Source organism: Streptomyces sp. (assembly GCF_036524955.1).
Classification (GTDB): domain Bacteria; phylum Actinomycetota; class Actinomycetes; order Streptomycetales; family Streptomycetaceae; genus Actinacidiphila.
Window position 1 is genome coordinate 21,629 of record NZ_DATDBG010000228.1, and the last position, 19,295, is coordinate 40,923.

The window sequence follows — 19,295 nt, forward strand, 5'->3', positions numbered from 1 at the left end:
TCCGGTACCGGCAGGACCGGCAGGCCGCGGCCGGTACGGTGGTCCGCCCGATCGAGGGTAGGGGAGAACGCATGACGACCCTCGGGGTGGAAGAGGAATACCTGCTGCTCGACCGCGAGACGGCGATGCCGTCGCCGAGCGCCGGACGCGTGCTGGCCGCCGCCGACCTGGAACCGGTGCTCGGCCGCGGCGAACTCGCCCGTGAGTTGCTCCAGGCTCAGATCGAGGTCGCCACCCCGGTGTGCACCGGCCTCGACGAGGTCACCAGCAACCTGGCCCGCTTCCGGCGGGCCGTCGGGGCTGCCGCCGACCGTGCGGGCTGCCTGCTGGCCGCGACCGGCGGCGCACCGCTGTCCGGTGGCCTCGCCGTACCGATCACACAGAAGCGGCGCTACCGCGAGATGCGCGCCGCCACCGCCAGGCTGGTGGACGAGCAGCTCATCAACGGCATGCACATCCACGTCGCCGTGCCCGACCGTTCGGCCGGTGCCGCCGCGCTCGGCCGGCTGCGGCCCTGGCTGCCGGTGCTGGTCGCGTTGGGCGGGAACTCCCCGTTCTGGGACGGCCGCGACACCGGGTTCGCGAGCTGGCGGACGGTGGTCTTCGGGCGCTGGCCGGTCAGCGGCTCCCCGCCGTACATATCCGGCGGCGCGGAGTACGAACGGCGGGTCGGCGCGCTGCTGGCCACCGGCGTGATCCCGGACCGCAAGCAGGTCTACTGGCACGCGCGGCTGTCCGAGCGGTACCCGACGATGGAGATCCGCGCCCCCGACGTGCAGCTCGACGTGGACAGCGCGGTGACCCTCGCCGGGATCTCCCGCGCCCTGGTGGCGACCGCGCTGCGCGAGGCGCGCCGCGGGGTACGGCCGCTGGACCCGGCCGGCAGCATCCTCTACGCGGCCGGCTGGCACGCCGCCCGGCACGGGCTGGGAGGCACCCTGGTCGATCCGCGTCACGGCACGCCCGGCTCCGCCACCGAGGTGGTGCACGCGCTGCTCGACCACATCCGTCCCGCGCTCAACGAATTCGGGGACACCCAGCGTGTCTCCGAGGGCGTCGAGCGTCTGCTCGACAAGGGCACCGGCGCCACCCGGCAGCGCCGCGCCCTGATCGAGGGCGGTCTCGGCGGGCTCCTTCACCTGATCGCGCCCTCGGCCCGGCAGCACCGGGAGCCCGACGGCACCGGCCGGAAAGACCGGAAAGAGGAGGAGAGCCCGACCGGCGGGGACGACGCGAGCGCCGGGAAGGAGTGGTACGGCGATGGCTGAACACGACCAGGCTCGGGGGTCCCCGGACGACTGGGGCCGTCACGAGACCCCCGAGCAACGCGCCGACCGGCGCTGGGCCGACCTCCTCCAGGAACTGCGGGTCGCCCAGACCGGTGTGCAGATCCTCTTCGGCTTCCTGCTCACCGTCGTCTTCCAGCAGCGCTTCACCGAACTCTCGGACACCGACCGGCACATCTACGTCGCCACGGTGATCCTCGGCGCGGCCACCACCGGCGCGCTCATCGGCCCGGTGGCGATGCACCGGCTGCTCACCGGCCGCCGGTTCAAGCCGGAGACCGTGGTCCTGGCGTCCCGTCTGACCCTCCTCGGCCTGATCCTGCTGCTGTTCACCATGGCGGCCTCACTGCTGCTGGTGCTGCGCCTGGCGATCCGCGACGCGGGCGCCGCGTGGCTGGTCGGCGGGATGGTGGCGTGGTTCGCACTGTGCTGGTTCGTGCTGCCGATATGGGCCCGCTACCACGTCCCATCCGGCGACCGCTGACCAGGTGCATTCCAGGCATTCGAGGGCATCATGGACAGATGGTGATGCTGTGCGGGTCCGAGGGCGGGTCCGGCCGGTGAGGCGGAATGACCGTTTCCACCCCTGCTGTACGGGTAGGGGACCGCCCGTGACGACGGAAGGACCCGATCATCGGAGAGGACGTGAGAGTCCGTGCGAACCGCATTTCTGGTGGCGCCCGAAGGCGTCGAGCAGGTCGAGCTGACCTCCCCCTGGCACGCGCTCGCGCAGACCGGCGAGACTCCGCGACTGGTGTCCACGGCACGCACGGTCCAGGCGTTCAACCACCTGGACCGGGCCGACGTCTTCCCGGCGGACGTGACCGTCGACCGGGCCTCCGCCGACGACTTCGACCTGCTGGTGCTCCCCGGCGGCGTGGCCAACCCGGACACGCTGCGGATGGACGCGACCGCGGTCGCCTTCGTGCGCGCCTTCTTCGACGCCGGCAAGCCCGTCGCGGCGATCTGCCACGCCCCGTGGACGCTCATCGAGGCCGACGTGGTCCGGGGCAGGACCCTGACCTCCTGGCCGAGCCTGCGCACCGACCTCCGCAACGCCGGCGCGACCTGGGTGGACCAGCAGGTCAAGATCTGCACCGCAGGGCCCAACACCCTGGTCACCAGCCGGAAGCCGGGCGATCTGGAGGCGTTCGACGAGGCGGTACTGCGCGAAGTGGGTGCGATGGCATGACGGAACCGACCGAGCCCACGGAAAGCGGTATGGGCGACGAGGTCTACCAGCCCGACGACAGCGAGATCCGGGAGGACACCGGGCTGCTGGAGCCGCAGGACACCCTGGACGACCGGGGCCTCGACCAGGTCATGGACGAGGGCTACTCGCCGCCCGAACGGCCGCTCGCCGTCGAGGACGTCGGCACCACCGCCCGCGAGCAGCGCACCGGCGAGTCGCTGGAGTCGCGGCTGCGGCGGGAACGCCCCGACGAGACGCCGCCTCCGGGGGACGGCCTCGGCGACGCCTCGGACACCGACGGCGAACTGCTCGACCCGGAGGCCGGCGACCGCCGCTCCGGGCGGCTGGTCGGCCCGGACGGGGGCGCCCACCCCCGGCGGGACGGCCTGACCGGCGAGGACGCCGGCATCGACGGCGGGGCCGCCTCCGCGGAGGAGGCGGCTGTGCACGTGGTGCCCGACCCCGAGCCGCCGCCCGACGCGGACGACCGGCGCTGACCTGCGGGAACCGGCAAGGGAAGAGTGAGGAGTCGGTGGGATGAGCGAAGCGAGCGAACGCGGCACAGCGGGCCCCGGCCCGGAGGAACCGGCCGGCGTGGTCCCGCCGGGTCCCCTTCGCGACCCGGCCGACCCGTTCCGGGACACGGCTGCCGCGGCGCCGGAACCGGCCGTCGCCGAGGGGCAGGTCCCCGAAGCCGCGGTCCCCGAGGCAGCCGTCGCCGGGCCGGCCCTCGCGCCGCGCGAGCGGATCGGCCGGCTGCGCGCGTTCCGTCACCGGGAGCGGCGGTCCGCCGCGCTCGGCGCCACACGGGCCGAAAGCCGACGCAGAGCCCTGTCCCGCGAACGGGAGAGAGACCGGAGCCGCCCGCACCCCCCGGAGGGCCTGGCCGCCAGCCTGGTCACCTCCGGCGGTCTGCTGCTCGCCATGGTGGAGGACGTACGGATGCGCGGCAGCACCGAGCCGGCCGACCTGCGCCTGCTGGCCGACACCTTCGCCCGGCACAACGCGGCCAAGGAGGCCACCGTGCGGAAGGTGCTGGACCGGCACGGCGTCGCCCGCGAGGTCGTCGAGCGCGACCGGCAGGAGGGCACGCTGCTCCAGGGCATCCTCGACCGGGCCCTGATGGGCAGGCACCCGGTGGACACGCACACCCTCACCGTCGACGGCGCGTTGGCGCAGATGTACCAGTACCTGTTCCACGAGCGGCGCGACCTCGTACCCGCCCTCGAACGCGCGGTGCCGCGAGAGGAGAGCGAAACGCTGGCCGCCGCCTTCGAAGCGATCGACCGCGTATGAGAGGAGGGCGGCGAGGGAATCCGCCCCCACTTCCAAGGTCACCAGGACCAAGCGCATACTCACTTAGTACACGTGTCCGAAAGGGGGCGGGGAAAGGTGGACAGCGCGGACGGGTGGCGCGAGGCCGTGCCGCGGACGCCCGCCGCCACGGGTCACGACCACGCCGACTTCCACCACCCGGCGCTGTTCTACCGCGACGAAGCCGAATACCTCCACTGCACCCTCCCGTTCGTGCTCGGCGGCCTGGACGCGGGCGAGCCCGTCGCCGTGGCCGTGCCCCCGCACCGGCTGGAGATGCTGCGCGCCGCCCTCGGCCCGCGCGCCGACGCCGTGCACTTCACCGACATGACCCGGGCCGGCCGCAACCCCGGCCGGATCATCCCCGGAGTGCTGCGCGCCTTCTGCGACACGCAGCCCGTCGGCCGGGTACGGATCATCGGCGAGCCCGTCTGGCCCGGCCGCACCCCGCTGGAGTACCCCGCCTGCGTCCAGCACGAGGCCCTGATCAACGCGGCCTTCCACGGCCGTGCCGCGACGATCCTGTGCCCGTACGACGCGACCGGTCTGGCACCGGACGTGCTCGCCGACGCCCTCGCCACCCACCCCGTCGTCATCGAGGACGGCCGGGAGCACAAGAGCGCGTGGTACGCGCCGGAGGACGCCGTGGCCTCGTACAACACCCCGCTCGCCGAGCCCCGTTACGCCGCCGTCTTCGCCTTCGACGAGGAACGGCTCCGCGACGCCCGGCAGTTCGCGGTCCAGGTGGCCGGCGGACTGGGCATGACCGGGGTGCGGCTGGACGATCTGGCGCTGGCGGTGGCCGAGCTGACCACCAACAGCGTGCTGCACGGCGGTGGTTCGGGGGAGATCCGGGTGTGGGCCGAGGACGAGCAGGTGGTGTGCGAGGTACGTGACGGCGGCCGGCTGAGTGATCCGCTGGCCGGGCGGCGCCCCCCGTCCCCCGGGCACCCCGGCGGCCGGGGTCTGCTGATGGTCAATCACCTCGCCGACCTGGTCCGCACTCACATCGGCCCCGGCGGCACCGTCATCCGCTGCTATGTCACGCCAAGTCCGGTGCGGCCGTAGCCGGTTGCGAACGGGCCTGCCCGTCAGCTTGTGCGTCCGGCCCCCTTCCGTGTCCGGCTGCGGCACACTGGATCCATGATTACCGCTCGCTGGAACGGCGAAGTCATCGCGCAGAGCGACCAGACGCAGGTCGTCGAGGGCAACCACTACTTTCCGCCGAGTGCGGTCCGCGCGGAGTTCCTGACGGACTCCGCCACCACGACCGTCTGCCCGTGGAAGGGCAATGCCGGCTACTACACGCTGAGCGTCGGCGGCGAGGCCAACCCCGACGCCGCGTGGTACTACTCCGACCCCAAGCCGGAAGCCGCGCACATCAAGGACCACGTCGCCTTCTGGCGCGGGGTGGACATCGAAGAGAGCTGACCGGCCGGCCGCCCGCAGGGTCGGCCGCCCGCGCGGCCGACGGCGGGGGAAACCAGGTGGCGCCGCTGCACGGCCCGGGACATCATCCGGTCATGGACCGCACTTTCGACGAGCTCGTGGCCGAGGCCGACTCCGTGTCGGTGGACGGCTGGGACTTCTCCTGGCTGGAGGGGCGCGCCACCGAGCAGCGCCCGTCGTGGGGGTACCAGCGGGCGATGGGCGAGCGGCTGGCCCGCGCCCGCGCGGCGCTGGACATCCAGACCGGCGGCGGTGAGGTGCTGGCGGGCGTGCCGACGCTGCCGCCGCTGATGGCGGCCACCGAGTCGTGGCCGCCGAACATCGCGAAGGCGACCGCGCTGCTGCACCCGCGCGGCGCGGTGGTCGTCGCCGACGCCGACGAGCCGCCGCTGCCGTTCGCGGACGCAGCCTTCGACCTGGTGACCAGCCGGCACCCGGTGACGGTGTGGTGGGGGGAGATCGCCCGGGTCCTGCGGCCAGGAGGCACCTACTTCGCCCAGCACGTGGGCCCGGCCAGCGCCTTCGAGCTGGTCGAGTTCTTCCTCGGCGCCCAGCCGGAGGAGGTGAAAAACGCCCGCCACCCGGACCGCGCCCGCGCGGGCGCGGAGCGCGCCGGACTCGACGTGCTCGACCTGCGCCTGGAGTCGCTGCGGATGGAGTTCCACGACATCGGCGCGGTCGTCTACTTCCTGCGCAAGGTGATCTGGATGGTGCCCGGCTTCGCCGTCGGGGAGTACCGCGACCGGCTCCTCGACCTGCACGGACTCATCGAGACCGAGGGACCGTTCGTCGCCCACTCCACCCGCTGCCTCATCGAGGCGCGCAAGCCGGCGGCCTGAGCCGTTACGCCTGTGGGCCGCCGCCCCGTGCGGGACGGCGGCCCCTTGCCTGGAGGACCTGCCAGGACGGGTGCCTTACGGGTACCTCGTCACCGTGGAGGGCACCGTGTCGGTGCCCGAGATCGGCGCTCCCGTTGCGGCGGCCGCGGCACCGTACGGGCAGAGCCGTGGGACGCCCGTCAGCCGCAGGTCAGGAGGCCCGCGTCGTGCTTGGCGGTGAGCACGCGGCGGAGGCTGTCGTCCACGGACGTGCGGAGGGCGGCGTCCTGCGGGAGGCGGTTCAGGACCGCCGTCGTCATCGGGGCGATGTTCTTGGGCTGGACGGTGAGGAGCAGGTTGCCGCCGGCGGCGAAGAAGTCGAGAGCGCGTTGGGCGGGGGTGCGGTCGCTGACGGCGGCGGCGTTGCCGAGGTCGTCGGAGATGATCACGCCCTTGAAGCCGAGCGAGCCGCGCAGCATGTCGCGCAGCACGACGGAGGAGAAGACCGCCTGGTGGGCCGGGTCGATCCGGCTGTAGGTGGCGGAGGAGACCATGACGAAGGGCGCGCCCGCCTGGATGCCGGCCCGGAAGGGCAGGAGGAACGGGTCGTCGCGGGTGGTCACGGTGTCGGTGACGCCCGCGGTGAGGTCGGTGTTGCCCCGCACCCGGCCGAGGCCCGGGAAGTGCTTGACGGAGGTGATCACGCCCGCGTCCTGCATGCCGAGCAGGAACGCGGTGCTGTGCGAGGCCACCGTCGTGGGGTCGGTGCCGTACGCGCGGTCCAGCTTGCCGATGGGCTCGTTGACGGTCACCAGGTCGGGTGGCACGGTGTCGGCGACCGGTGCGAGGTCCATCGTGACGCCGGCCGCCTTGAGCTCGCGTCCCCAGTCCGCCGCACTGTTCCGCAGCGTGGACGGAGACCACTGACCCTGCGTCACCGCGCTCGGCATGGTGCTGAAGCCGGGCCCCTTCAGTACCTGGATCCGGCCGCCCTCCTGGTCGGTGGCGACCAGCATCCGCACCGTGGAGCCGGGCACCGGCGAGGCGAGCGCGCGGGCCCGGTCGGTGACCGACTTCACCGCGCTCGTACCGCTGGACGAGTGACCCATCAGGATGACCGAGCCCACCTTGCCCTGCGTGATCGCCGCGCTCTCGGCGGCGGTCGGACCCGAGGTGCTGACCGCGGACATGAAGAGCTGCCCCACGCGCTGGGCCTGGGACATCGCGTCGATCGTCCGGTTGACGCAACTCGTCGCAGAATTCGTCGCCGCGGGCTTCGTGGTCGTCGCCGCGGGCGGGGCCGGCTTGCGGGTGCTGGTACCGGACGTCGGCGGTTTCGTGGTGCCGGGCGTGCTGCCGTCGGTGCTCGCGGTGGGCGAGGAACCAGTGGACGACAGCGCGGGGGCGGAGGTCGCGGGCGGCTCCTTGTTGTCGTTTCCGCACGCCGCGACGGTGATCAGCAGGCCGAGGACGAGGCCGGCGGAGCAACGGATGCGGCGGGCCCGGCGGGAGCGCCCGCCGGACGGCCGGGGCGGCCCGGCGGAATGCGGCCCCGCCCCCGGGGGGGACGGCCGGGGGCCCGCGGAGCCAGGCCGCGTGTCGGGGGAATCCGCGGAAAACGCGGAACCCGGCGACCCCGCGGAACCCGGGGCACACGGTCGCGGCTCGGGGGTCTCGGCCGTCTCTGCGGTGGGAGCGGTCGGCTGGCGCACGGCGGAACCTCACACCTCGTCGTCGTTACGGGCCGGGACAGCAGCCCGGGAGCTGCTTCCCCCTGTCCCTGCCCACTGAGACTCCAGTCATCTCATGTTGCGGAAAACACACCCTGGTGAGGCTGCCAGCATGCCCCCTGGCGGCCTGTTCCGCATCCCGGGCGCGGGGTCGCGTACCGCGCCCGCCACGTGTGCGGCGTGACCGGCGGCCGACGCTCCCCGGGCGGCGTACCCGGCGGCGTACCGCGCAGCAGTCCGCGGCCGGTGTGAGACCCACCGGACAGGAGGTGATCTTCCCTGGCCGGCCCCGCACCGGACCCGGCCGGCGGCGACGTCGTCACTACCGACGTGCCCGCACGGCTCCACCGGCTGCCCTGGTCGCGCCGGCGGCGCCGCTCGCCGGAGGACATCGCCACGCCCCTCTCCCCCGCGGCGGGCCCCACGCCGGCGCCGGGCGGCTGACCCCCCGGATCAGCCGCCCGTCGCCGTCGCACCCCGCTCACTCCTGTGCCAGGAGCCCCGCGCGGAGTCTGCTGATCGTTCTGCTCAGCAGCCGGGAGACATGCATCTGCGAGCAGCCCATCGCCTCGCCGATCTGAGCCTGCGTCATCTCCTCGCCGAACCGCATCCGCAGCAGCGTCCGGTCCCGTTCGGGCAGTTTCTCGATCAGCGGCGCGAGACTGTGGAAGTCCTCCACGAGTTCCAGAGCCGGATCGCACGCCCCGAAGGTGTCGGCGAGAGTGCGCCCCTCGCCCTCCGTACCGCTGTCCGCGTCGTTGTACGGGGTGTCGAGCGAGCCCGCGGTGTAGCCGTTGGCGGCGACCAGGCCCTCGACGACCTCTTCCTCGGTCAGCTTCAGGTGCTCCGCCAGTTCCGGGACGGTGGGGTCCCGGTCGAGCACCGGCGAGAGCTCCTCCTTGGCCTTGCTCAACTCCACCCGCAGTTCCTGGAGCCGGCGCGGTACGTGCACCGCCCACGAGGTGTCGCGGAAGAACCGCTTCATCTCCCCGACGATGTAAGGGATGGCGAAGGTGGTGAACTCCGTCTCCCGCGACAGGTCGAACCGGTCGATCGCCTTGATCAGCCCGATCGTGCCGACCTGGATGATCTCCTCGTGGTCGGTGGCCGGCCGGTTCCGGTACCGCCCGGCCGCGAAATGCACGAGGGCCAGGTTCATTTCGATCAGTGTGTTACGGGCGTAACTGAAGGCATGCGTCCCCTCCTCCAGCTCCTGAAGGCGGTCGAAGAACAGCTTCGACAACACACGTGCGTCCCGCGGTGCCACGCTCGTCGCGTCGTCGATCAAGGGCAGTCCGCCGATGGCGTCGTCCACCGATCCGTTCCACCGCTCGCTCGTCGCCGTCTCGTTCGTGCTTCCCGACTGCTGAACCCGTACGGTCACGTCATCGCCTCGCACCCCTATACGACTGTTCGCGACCCGCCTGCCCGCTCTTCGCCGTCGTATTCCCGATCTCACGCAGATTCGCGCAGCTTTTTCCACCCGGCATCAGCCCACCCCGGTCGCAGCCGCGTTGGGCCGGGGACGCGGTGGTCCTACGGGCTTCGGCGCGCTGTGGCGCACTCCGTCCAGGAGCACATCGACCAGGCGTCCGGCCTGGTCGCACTGTTCGGGCTCCCCGGCGGCCAACGGGACTCCGCCGAGGGCGGCGAGCACGCCGCCGGGGAAAGGGAACGGATGCGGGTGCAGATCGGCAGCACCGGCGGCCTCGGCCGGAAGAGCGTGGAACAGGGCGCCGCCACCTCCGTACCGGTCGCCACCTCGCCGCTGCTCGACGGCGTCTGCGGACGCCACTTCGAGGACTGCCGGGAGGCGGTGGAGCACCGGCCGGGCACCCCTGACGGCGTCGCGCCGTACGCCTCGGCCAGGAGGCGGCGGAGCGGCTGTGGGAGGTGTCCCCTCGACACCCCGGCCGTGAGACGCGGCACGGAAGAGGTGCCCGGGCGGTGCGAACGCGGTACGACTGCCGCGCCGCGTGACACGGCGCCGGGTGCCCGGCCGGTGCGCGTGAGCCACCCGAACGGTTCGAACGGGTGGGTCACGCCGGTGCATCACGCCTTCCGGGGGCCGCTGTCACTGGCGGGCCGGCCGCGGCCGGGGTCGGTGGTGCAACCACCCTTGCGGCAGTTCACATCGGGACAGGACATTGTGGGTCACCTCTTCTCTGCCAGGTCGTCGAGGACGCAGTCCAGAAGGAGCTTGTCGACACGCCGGCCGTGCCACAGGGCGGCGCCGCGCAGCCGCCCGGCGGCCTTGAAGCCGGCCTTGATGTAGGCGTGCACCGCGGCGGTGTGCGGAGCGAGTACCTCCAGCCACACCGCGCTGAGCGACGCGATGGTGAACGCCCAGTCGAGGGTGAGTGCCGTGGCTTCGGTCGCGTAGCCCCGGCCGCGGTGCTCCGGAGCGATCACGAGGGTGAATTCGGCGTTGTTGACCGATTGGTCGACATTGAGTGAGGTGGTGCCGACCGGAGTCCCGCCGTCGGCGGTGATCACCTCGAAGAGCTGGTAGTGCAGGGAGGTGTGACTGTTGCGGAAGCGCGCCTGGAACACGTCCCAGGACACCGGCCAGCGGGCACCGAAACCGACGACCGTCGCCGGGTCGGTCTCCCACCGGTGGTACTCCTGCATCATCTCCTCCCTCGCCAGTGCCAACGCCAGCCGCTCCCCGGTGCGCAGCTGAACGGGTGCGGTGGGTTGCGGGTTGGTCATCACGTTCTGTCTCTCCTACGTGTGCCCGGGTCCGGGTCCTTGCAGCCGTCCATAAAGCGTCAATCCACCGGCCGTCCCGATACGGCAGATCCGCCGTATTGCCACCGGACAGCCGGTCGTGTGCTTGTGCCCGCCCACCGCCGGGCGGCGGGAGCCGACGTACCGCGACGCTCCGGTCGCGTGGGGTGATCCCATGCTTGTCCCAGGTGTCGCTTCGATAGGCTGACACCCCATAAGACATCTCGCAGGACAGGAGTGCCGATGAGCCAAGCCGAGGATTTCAACGCGCGGATCGTGGCCGAATTCCGCGCCAACCACGGGCAGGTGGGCGGCAACTTCGCGGGCGCTCGGCTCCTGCTGCTCCACACTACGGGGGCCCGCACCGGCCGCGCCCTGGTCAACCCGGTGATGTACTTGCCGGACGGCGACCGGTATCTGGTCTTCGCCTCCTACGCGGGCGCCGACCGACACCCGGCCTGGTACTTCAACCTGCTCGTGCACCCGGACGTGGAGATCGAGGTCGGCGACGACCGGATCGCCGTCCGGGCCGAGACGCTGACCGGCGCCGAGCGGGACGAGAAGTTCGCCGAGCAGGCCAAGCTCGTCCCCCGGTTCGCGGAGTACGAGGCGAAGACCACCCGGGTCATCCCCGTGGTCGCCCTCACCCCGCGCTGACCGCCCGACCACGGTCCCGGAAGATCGGGCGCCGCGGGCGGGGTAGAGGCACTATGGAGCGGGAAAGGATCGAGAACGCGGCTGTCGAGGGCGGGAGGCCCCAGTGAAGGTGGCTCTGCTCACCCGGGAATACCCGCCGGACGTGTACGGCGGGGCGGGCGTCCATGTCGAGTTCCTCGCCCGCGAGCTGCGCGCCCTGGCCGACGTCCAGGTGCACTGCTGGGGCGAGGACGACGGCGCGGACGCCACAGTGAGCCGGCACCGCGCCCCGGCCACCCTCGACGGCGCCAACGACGCGCTGCGCACCTTCGGCGTGGACCTCGCGATGGCCGCCGCCCTCCAGGGCCGCGACCTGGTCCACTCCCACACCTGGTACGCCAACCTGGCGGGTCACCTCGGCAAGCTGCTGTACGGGATACCGCACGTGCTCACCGCCCACTCGCTGGAACCGCTGCGCCCCTGGAAGGCCGAGCAGCTCGGCGGCGGGTACGCCCTGTCGAGTTGGGCCGAGCGCACCGCGATGGAGTCCGCGGACGCGGTGGTCGCCGTCTCCGACGGCATGCGCGCCGACATCCTGTCCTGCTATCCCGCACTCGACCCCGGCCGCGTCCACGTCATCCGCAACGGCATCGACACCGTCACCTACCGGCCCGACCCGCGCACCGAGACGCTGAACCGCATCGGCATCGACCCCGACCGCCCGTACGTCCTGTTCGTGGGCCGTATCACCCGGCAGAAGGGCGTACCGCACCTGCTGCGCGCCGCCCGCCGGATCGACCCCGCCGCCCAGCTCGTGCTGTGCGCCGGCGCGCCCGACACCCCCGCCCTCGACAGCGAGTTCCGGGTCCTGTTCGACGAGCTGAGCGCGGTACGCGACGGGGTGCACTGGATTCCGGCGATGCTGCCGCGCCCCGCCGTCGTCCAGCTCCTCACGCACGCCTCGGTCTTCGTGTGCCCCTCGGTCTACGAGCCGCTCGGCATCGTCAATCTGGAGGCGATGGCGTGCGGCACCGCCGTGGTGGCCTCCGCGGTCGGCGGCATCCCGGAGGTCGTCCAGGACGGTGTCACCGGGCTGCTGGTGCCCTACTCCGAGGAGCACGAGGAGGAGTTCGAGGACGGACTGGCGCGGGCCGTCGACCGGCTGATCGGCGACCCGGACACGGCGGCGCGGATGGGCGAGGCCGGCCGGGAAAGGGCCGTACGGGAATTCGGCTGGGACACCGTCGCGGGCCGTACGGCCGAGCTGTACGGGTCGGTGCTCAAGGCCGGGCAGGGCGGGTAACCCGGCCGGGTGACCGGCAGCGGGGCAGGCCCGCGGGCCGGGCAGGACCGGCGGCGGGTGCGAGACAAGCGGACACGACCCAAAGGGGGGAGCCTCGATGCGCGGTGCACCTTCGGTGCTGGGCATAGTGCTGGCCGGCGGCGCGGGAAAGCGGCTGATGCCGCTCACCGCCGACCGGGCGAAACCGGCGGTGACCTTCGGCGGCACCTACCGTCTGGTGGACTTCGTGCTGTCCAGCCTGGTCAACGGCGACATCCTGCGGATCTGCGTACTGACCCAGTACAAGTCGCACTCGCTGGACCGCCACGTCACCACCACCTGGCGGATGTCCAGCCTGCTGGGCAACTACGTGACACCGGTACCGGCGCAGCAGCGGCTCGGCCCGCGCTGGTTCCTGGGCAGCGCCGACGCGATCCTGCAGTCACTCAACCTGGTCCACGACGAGCAGCCGGACTACATCGCGGTGTTCGGCGCCGACCACGTCTACCGGATGGACCCGCGGCAGATGCTCGCCCAGCACATCGAGCACGGCGCCGGCGTCACCGTGGCCGGCATCAAGGTGCCCAGGTCCGAGGCAGCCGGCTTCGGGGTGATCACGCCCGCCGCCGACGGCATCCAGGTGCGGGGCTTCCTGGAGAAGCCCTCCGACCCGCCCGGGCTGCCGGCCGACCCCGGCCACGTCTTCGCCTCCATGGGCAACTACCTGTTCAGCACCAAGACCCTGCTGGAAGCGCTGCACGAGGACGCCGAGGACCCGCAGTCCGTGCACGACATGGGGGGCAGCATTCTGCCCATGCTCACCGAGAAGGGCGTCGTCCAGGTCTACGACTTCGACACCAACCACGTGCCGGGGGAGACAGCTGGCGACCACGGCTACTGGCGGGACGTCGGCACCCTGGACGCGTACTACGACGCGCACATGGACCTGATCTCCGACCAGCCCGCCTTCAACCTCGCCAACCTGCGCTGGCCGATCTACACCCACGCCGGCCAGTTGCCGCCCGCCAAGATCGCGGCCGGCGGCATCGTGGGGGAGTCGGTGATCAGCCCGGGATGCGTCATCCGCGGCCACGTCACCAGCTCCGTCCTGTCGCCGGGCGTGGTCGTGGACGCCGGCGCCGTCGTCCAGGGCTCGGTGCTGCACCACAACGTGCGGGTCGGCCGCGGCGCCATCGTGCGGGGCGCGGTGCTCGACAAGAACGTGGACGTGCCGCCCGGCGCCACCATCGGCGTCAACCCCGGCCGCGACCGCGAGCTCTACACCGTCTCCGCCGCCGGAGTGATCGCCCTCGGCAAGGGCCAGCAGGTCCGCTGACCGCGGAACGGCCGCCCCCTGTGCGACGGGGACGGCCGTTTCCCTCCGGACTTCCGTACCGGGGCCGGCCGTGTCTCACAAGGAGCGCCGACCGCCCGGAGGGCGGGACAGGCGGGGCTTCCACACCGCGGGCCTGGTGCCGCGTCGGTCAGGGTGTGCCCGTCGAGGAGCGGCATCCGGCGCGGCGCGTCGCAAGGTGCAGGATCGGCCTCGTCGTCGGCCTGCCCGGTCGATGCGGCAACGCCGCGGGGTACCGTGCCGGGCGTATCGACGGGGCAAACCCTGGCGGCGCGGCTGACGCGGCTGACGCGGCACTAGCCTCCGTAGACCTCCAGCTCGTAGATCCGGGTGGTCGGGGCGGCGTCCGCGGTGTTGACCGGGGCGGAGACCACCACCCGTACATAGCGGGCCGCGCGCGGTGAGACCGCGCTGTAGGTGCGGCTGGAGCGCGAACCGGTGACGGAAGCCGCGGTGGCCCAGTGCGCACCGTCGGTGCTGGTCTGGATCTCGAAGGCGCCGGTGTTCCAGCCGGTGCGCTCACCGCCGAGCCCCGCGTGCTCCAGCACGAACGACGAGACGGTCTGCGGTGAGCCGAGATCGACCCGGAGGGCCGCGCCCGCCGCCTTCGAACACCACTTGCTGTTGTTCCTCAGCGAACCGTCCACGGCCCTGTCACCGGACTCGGCCGCCGCGCAGGAGGCGGAGGCGGCCACCGGCCTGCCCTCGGCGAGGTCGGTGCCGAGCTCGGGCTCCGGTACCGGAGTGCCGCCGGTCCGGAACGACGGCGGTGCGTCGGAGACGCCCGTTCCCCACGTGGCGCTGGGCGCGGCGCCCATGGTGTAGCTCAGCGTCGCGCCGCCCCCGATGTCCGGGTAGCGCAGGTAGCTGTGGCTGGTGGCGACGCCGTCGACGGTCAGCGCCTGCACATAGCCGCCGCGGCCGGCGGAGTTGACGGTGATGTCGCCGCCGGGCCGCTGGATCAGCACCGAGGGGAACTGCGGCCCGTGGACCGCCAGCGTGTCCGCGCCCGGCGTCGCCGGGTACATGCCCAGCGCCGCCCACACGTACCACGCCGAGGTCGCCCCCAGGTCGTCGTTGCCCGGCAGCCCGCCCGGCCCGGTGGTGTACGACTCGGTCATCGGCGTACCGGGTGAGGTCGACGGTCGCGGCGCGGGCCGGAGCCGGGGTGAGGCCGCCGGTCCCGAGGGCGGCCAGTAACAGGGCGCCGAGCGCGCCCGCGGTCCGGGAGCGGAGCAAGGCAGGGATCATGGGGGGACCACCTTCTCGCGGAGGCAGCGCGTATACGGCGTACGGCGTACGGCGGCCTCGGGTCACGGGGACTGCTCGAAGCGGTGAACGCCACCGAGCGACAGCGCGTCGTCGGCCGTGCGCGCCTGACTCGGGGTCAAGGGCCCGAACCGGTCCCGCACCGACTGGTCAGCAGCGCAGAAGAGCAGGTGCCACGGAGGGCCGCGCGACGTTGTGACATGCCGTCAGAATCCCCCAGCGGGCTCCCCGAGCCGCTGGGAACGCTACCGAGCCGGACGATCCCGCCCCGGCGGCCGTCGGCTTCGGTGACCTGCCGCCGGCCGAACCTCGTCCCGCCGCCGACCGCCGTCGGCCAGGACCCGCCCGCCCTCGGCGGCACCGCGCCGCATCTGCTCTTCTCCGCGGATCGCGGGCGACCGCCCGGCCCCGCCTTCGGTGGTGCACCCGCTGCGTGGAGCGGTGCGCGGAGGAAGCTCCGCAGGAGCTGACGGTACGTCAGCCGATGGGGGCGGCCGTGATCGTGGCCGCTGCCGAGGACGCCGCGGCGGCCGTCCGCTCGGCCACCGCACCGCTGAGCGCCGGGAAGAACGCCTCGGCGATCCGGCGGTAGCCGGCGTCGTTCGGGTGCAGCCTGTCCACCCGCTCGGCGCCGGTCAGGGCGGGCGCGGCCACGTATCGGAAGCTGCGGCCCGCGCGCCGCTCGACGCTCTCCAGAGCCCGGGCCCGCTCGTTGTACGCGGCGATCAGCGGCCCGAGACCGGGAGTCGTGGGGATCAGGCCCATCATGACGATCGAGACGCCGGGCCGGTCGCTGTAGATGCGGTCGACCAGGGAGGCCAGCCGGTCGGCCGCGTGGGGCGGGTCGATCCGCCGGCTGAGATCGTTGATGCCGATGTGCAGGAGCACGACGTCCGGCCGCGCCGCCGCCATCCAGTCGTCGAGTCCGGCCCGGATGCGGTTGATCGTGTAGCCGCGGTGGCCCTCGTTCGCCGGCTCCGGCAGGTCACCGGTGCGCTGCGAGCCGACGAACCGCACGGCGTACCGCGACTGGCCGGCCACCATCGCCCACAGCGGCCTGCGGTACGAGGAATCGGTCGGGCTGCCCTGGCCCCAGGTGATCGAGTCGCCCAGCGGAAGCACCCGTATCAGAGGGCGGGCCCGGGCCGGCTCGGTCGCGGAGCCGCGGGTGGGCAGCAGTGTCACCGCCAGCACGACGAGTACCGAGACCAGCCCGCCGAAGGCCAGCCCGGCACGGATCAGCCACCCGCGTCCCATACCCCGTCCTCCGCGTTTCCGCCCGGCGACCCCGCCGGACGCACTCCTGAGACCCCGCCGTTCGACCGAAGATCACCCTAACCGGCCCGGGTAACCGCCGCGTTTCGGCCCGCGGCCTGTCCTCGGCCCACCCGGGCGACCGCTCGCCACCTGGACTTTCACCCGGATGGGTCACGAACGGTGGGCGGGCTGAGCGGTCGGTGACCACACTGGGACAAGGTGCGTGCGCCTCCCGCATTCCGGGCAGGCGACGGGCGACGGGCGACGACGGAGCGGGCAAGCCGGCGGGCGCCGTGCCGAGCAGCATCAGGAGAGGTGAGCATCATGCCCCGAGGATCCAGCGACAAGCGCGAGCGGCAGTACGAGCACATCAAGGAGAGCGTCCAGGAGCGCGGCGAGTCCGAGGAACGCGCGCAGGAGATCGCCGCACGCACCGTGAACAAGGAGCGCGCCCGGTCCGGCGAGGCCCGCACTGCCAGCCGCACGTCCACCCAGGACATGTCCTCGTCCAGGCGGGGCGGCCTGCGCTCGGGCCGCGGCGCCGGCGGCCCGACCCGGGAACAGCTCTACAACGAGGCCCGGCAGCGCAACATCAAGGGCCGCTCCCACATGACCAAGGACGAGCTGAGCGAGGCGCTCGGCCGCCGGAGCTGATCCGTACGACGGGCCCTGGTCCGTGGGACGGGCCCCGGACCTGCTTCGTACGACGGGCCCCGGTCCGTCGAACGGTCCCTGACCCGGTCCTCAAGACGGGCCCGGTCCGCAGGACAAGCCCTCACGGCCGCCGCCCCGCGACCGGTCGCCGCCCGGCGCGGCGGATGCCACGACGGGCGGCCCGTGCCCGCGGTACGCCCCCGGGAAGGCGGGTATGACCACGACCAGCGAAACGGAACCCGGACGCCGGGTGGACACCCCCGGTCTGGAGAACGCTCTCCGGCGCGGTGTCGACGGCGAGGTGCGGTTCGACGCGGGCAGCCGCGGCGCCTACGCCACGGACGCCTCCAACTACCGGCAGGTACCGGTCGGCGTCGTCGTACCACGCTCCGTGCAGGCCGGCGCGGACGCCGTCGCCATCTGCGCGGAGTTCGGCGCGCCCCTGCTCTCCCGCGGCGGCGGCACCAGCCTGGCCGGTCAGTGCGCCAACGCCGCGGTCGTCATCGACTGGACGAAATACTGCGACGGCCTGGTCTCGGTCGACCTGGACGCCCGTACCTGCGTGGTCGAACCCGGCATCGTGCTGGACGACCTCAACCGCCGGCTCGCCGCCTGCGGACTGGCCTTCGGCCCCAGACCGGCCACGCACGGCCAGTGCACGATCGGCGGCATGATCGGCAACAACTCCTGCGGCGCCTCCACCCAGGCGTACGGCAAGACCGCGGACAACGTGCGGCGCCTGGAGATCCTCACCTACGACGGCGCCCGCTGCTGGGTCGGCCCGACCTCGCAGGAGGAGTACGAGGCCGTCGCCGCCATCGCCGACCGCCGTGCCGAGCTCTACCAGGGCCTGCGCGGCATAACCGACCGCTATCTCGCCGACATCCGGCGCGGCTACCCGGCCATACCCCGCCGGGTCTCCGGCTACAACCTGGACGACCTGCTGCCCGAGCACGGCTTCAACCTCGCCCGCGCGCTGACCGGCAGCGAAGGCACCCTGGTCACCGTCCTGCACGCCGAACTCGACCTCGTCCCCGTACCCGCCGCCGAGGCGGTCCTCGTCCTCGGCTACCCCGACATCTGCGCCGCCGCCGACGACGTGCCCCGCCTGCTCGCACACGGCCGGCCCACCCAGCTCGAAGCCCTCGACGACCGCATGGCCCGGCTCATGCGCGAGGAGGGTGCCTTCCTGGACTCGCTCGCCGCGTTCCCCGAGGGCGAAGGCTGGCTGCTGCTGCAGTTCACCGGCGACGACCAGGAGTCGGTGGAGGGGCAGGTCCACGACCTGCTGCGGGCGGTCGGGCGCGGCGCGGACGACCCCACCGTGTCGTTCTCCGAGGACCCGGCCCGCGAGCAGCGGATGCTGCGAGCCCGCGAGGCCGGCCCCGGCGTCACCGCGCGCCCGCCCGACAACCGGGAGGCCTGGCAGGGCTGGGAGGACTCCGCGGTCCCGCCGGAACGGCTCGGCGACTACCTGCGCGACCTGAAGAAGCTGTTCGAGCGGTTCGGCTACGACCGCCCGTCGCTCTACGGGCACTTCGGGCAGGGCTGCGTGCACACCCGCATACCGTTCGGGCTGCGCACCGCCGAAGGCGTCGCCGCCTTCCGGGAGTTCCTCCAGCAGGCCGCCGGCCTCGTGGTCTCCTACGGCGGGTCGCTCTCCGGCGAGCACGGCGACGGGCAGGCCAGGGGAGAGCTGCTGACGAAGATGTACGGCGAGCGGCTGGTGCGCGCGTTCGAGGAGGTCAAGGCCCTCTTCGATCCCGGCGACCGGATGAACCCCGGCAAGGTCGTCGCCCCGTACCGGGTGGACGAGAAGCTGCGCCTCGGCCCGGACTGGCGGCCCCGCGACGACCGGGACGCCCGCTTCGGCTACCCCCGCGACGACCACTCCTTCAACCAGGCCGTCCTGCGCTGCGTCGGCATCGGCGACTGCCGCGGCCACACCGGCGGCGTGATGTGCCCCTCCTACCGGGCCACCGGCGAGGAGGAGCACTCCACCCGCGGCCGGGCCCGGCTGCTGTTCGAGATGATCGGCGGCCACGCCGACTCCCCGGTCACCGACGGCTGGCGCTCCACCGCGGTCCGCGACGCCCTCGACCTCTGCCTGGCCTGCAAGGGCTGCAGGTCCGACTGTCCGGCCGGCGTCGACATGGCCACGTACAAGGCCGAGTTCCTCTCCCACCACTACGAAGGGCGGCTGCGGCCCGCCGCACACTACACGCTGGGCTGGCTGCCGTTGTGGGCCCGGCTCGCCGGCGCCGCGCCCGGCCCGGTCAACACCCTGCTGCGCGCCCCCGGCGTCGCCCGGCTCGGCAGGCGCC

Annotated in this window: 19 protein-coding genes; 13 read left to right on the forward strand and 6 right to left on the reverse strand. The window is 72.9% G+C overall.

Annotated features, from left to right (window positions below; translation table 11 throughout):
• Positions 1-71: 71 nt before the first annotated feature.
• The 8 genes from VIW71_RS18405 to VIW71_RS18440 all read left to right on the forward strand — a co-directional run bounded on the left by VIW71_RS18405 (position 72) and on the right by VIW71_RS18440 (position 6,080).
• The gene (locus tag VIW71_RS18405; RefSeq protein ID WP_331623434.1) at positions 72-1,268 is read left to right on the forward strand and encodes a carboxylate-amine ligase; all 1,197 of its coding nucleotides are present in this window, start codon (positions 72-74) and stop codon (positions 1,266-1,268) included.
• Positions 1,261-1,770: a DUF6328 family protein gene (locus tag VIW71_RS18410; protein WP_331623435.1), complete on the forward strand. Its 510-nt coding sequence runs from the start codon at positions 1,261-1,263 to the stop codon at positions 1,768-1,770. The genes VIW71_RS18405 and VIW71_RS18410 overlap by 8 nt, the downstream gene beginning before the upstream one ends.
• A gap of 171 nt (positions 1,771-1,941) precedes the next feature.
• On the forward strand, positions 1,942-2,478 hold the full coding sequence (locus VIW71_RS18415; protein WP_331623436.1) for a type 1 glutamine amidotransferase domain-containing protein: 537 nt from the start codon (positions 1,942-1,944) through the stop codon (positions 2,476-2,478).
• Complete coding sequence (locus VIW71_RS18420) at positions 2,475-2,975, forward strand: DUF5709 domain-containing protein (RefSeq protein WP_331623437.1); 501 nt, start codon at positions 2,475-2,477, stop codon at positions 2,973-2,975. The genes VIW71_RS18415 and VIW71_RS18420 overlap by 4 nt, the downstream gene beginning before the upstream one ends.
• Positions 2,976-3,015: 40 nt before the next feature.
• Entirely contained in the window at positions 3,016-3,774 is a 759-nt protein-coding gene (locus tag VIW71_RS18425) for a hypothetical protein (RefSeq protein ID WP_331623438.1), read from the forward strand.
• A gap of 126 nt (positions 3,775-3,900) precedes the next feature.
• Positions 3,901-4,860: an anti-sigma factor RsbA family regulatory protein gene (locus VIW71_RS18430; RefSeq protein ID WP_331623452.1), complete on the forward strand. Its 960-nt coding sequence runs from the start codon at positions 3,901-3,903 to the stop codon at positions 4,858-4,860.
• Positions 4,861-4,935: 75 nt separating this feature from the next.
• Positions 4,936-5,223: a DUF427 domain-containing protein gene (locus tag VIW71_RS18435; RefSeq protein WP_331623439.1), complete on the forward strand. Its 288-nt coding sequence runs from the start codon at positions 4,936-4,938 to the stop codon at positions 5,221-5,223.
• A 92-nt stretch (positions 5,224-5,315) separates the two neighbouring features.
• Positions 5,316-6,080: a class I SAM-dependent methyltransferase gene (locus VIW71_RS18440; RefSeq protein WP_331623440.1), complete on the forward strand. Its 765-nt coding sequence runs from the start codon at positions 5,316-5,318 to the stop codon at positions 6,078-6,080.
• 179 nt (positions 6,081-6,259) lie between these two features.
• On the opposite strand, the gene VIW71_RS18445 is transcribed toward VIW71_RS18440, so the two are convergent.
• The 4 genes from VIW71_RS18445 to VIW71_RS18460 all read right to left on the reverse strand — a co-directional run bounded on the left by VIW71_RS18445 (position 6,260) and on the right by VIW71_RS18460 (position 10,501).
• On the reverse strand, positions 6,260-7,282 hold the full coding sequence (locus VIW71_RS18445; protein ID WP_331623441.1) for a glycoside hydrolase family 3 N-terminal domain-containing protein: 1,023 nt from the start codon (positions 7,280-7,282) through the stop codon (positions 6,260-6,262).
• Positions 7,283-8,270: 988 nt separating this feature from the next.
• Positions 8,271-9,173, reverse strand: coding sequence for an RNA polymerase sigma factor SigF (locus tag VIW71_RS18450; protein ID WP_414720778.1), 903 nt, complete (start codon positions 9,171-9,173; stop codon positions 8,271-8,273).
• Positions 9,174-9,278: 105 nt separating this feature from the next.
• Positions 9,279-9,614, reverse strand: a complete 336-nt coding sequence (locus VIW71_RS18455; RefSeq protein ID WP_331623442.1) for a hypothetical protein — start codon at positions 9,612-9,614, stop codon at positions 9,279-9,281.
• Between the two features lie 329 nt (positions 9,615-9,943).
• Complete coding sequence (locus tag VIW71_RS18460) at positions 9,944-10,501, reverse strand: GNAT family N-acetyltransferase (RefSeq protein ID WP_331623443.1); 558 nt, start codon at positions 10,499-10,501, stop codon at positions 9,944-9,946.
• 261 nt (positions 10,502-10,762) lie between these two features.
• Here VIW71_RS18460 and VIW71_RS18465 point away from each other — a divergent pair, with 261 nt between their 5' ends.
• The 3 genes from VIW71_RS18465 (at position 10,763) to VIW71_RS18475 (ending at position 13,773) form a co-directional block, all read left to right on the forward strand.
• The gene (locus VIW71_RS18465; protein ID WP_331623444.1) at positions 10,763-11,176 is read left to right on the forward strand and encodes a nitroreductase family deazaflavin-dependent oxidoreductase; all 414 of its coding nucleotides are present in this window, start codon (positions 10,763-10,765) and stop codon (positions 11,174-11,176) included.
• Positions 11,177-11,279: 103 nt separating this feature from the next.
• Positions 11,280-12,458 carry a glycogen synthase gene (gene glgA / locus VIW71_RS18470; protein WP_331623445.1) on the forward strand — a complete coding sequence of 393 codons (1,179 nt, stop codon included), beginning with the start codon at positions 11,280-11,282 and terminating at the stop codon, positions 12,456-12,458.
• A gap of 97 nt (positions 12,459-12,555) precedes the next feature.
• Positions 12,556-13,773, forward strand: a complete 1,218-nt coding sequence (locus tag VIW71_RS18475; protein ID WP_331623446.1) for a glucose-1-phosphate adenylyltransferase — start codon at positions 12,556-12,558, stop codon at positions 13,771-13,773.
• 314 nt (positions 13,774-14,087) lie between these two features.
• Here VIW71_RS18475 and VIW71_RS18480 read toward each other — a convergent pair whose 3' ends face one another.
• Complete coding sequence (locus VIW71_RS18480) at positions 14,088-14,912, reverse strand: discoidin domain-containing protein (protein ID WP_331623447.1); 825 nt, start codon at positions 14,910-14,912, stop codon at positions 14,088-14,090.
• A 625-nt stretch (positions 14,913-15,537) separates the two neighbouring features.
• Positions 15,538-16,317, reverse strand: a complete 780-nt coding sequence (locus VIW71_RS18485; RefSeq protein WP_331623448.1) for an SGNH/GDSL hydrolase family protein — start codon at positions 16,315-16,317, stop codon at positions 15,538-15,540.
• A 324-nt stretch (positions 16,318-16,641) separates the two neighbouring features.
• Between VIW71_RS18485 and VIW71_RS18490 the strand changes: the two genes are divergently transcribed.
• Positions 16,642-16,971 carry a plasmid stabilization protein gene (locus tag VIW71_RS18490; protein WP_331623449.1) on the forward strand — a complete coding sequence of 110 codons (330 nt, stop codon included), beginning with the start codon at positions 16,642-16,644 and terminating at the stop codon, positions 16,969-16,971.
• A gap of 214 nt (positions 16,972-17,185) precedes the next feature.
• The coding region (locus VIW71_RS18495) for an FAD-binding and (Fe-S)-binding domain-containing protein (protein ID WP_331623450.1) at positions 17,186-19,295 on the forward strand (2,110 nt) is incomplete at its 3' end.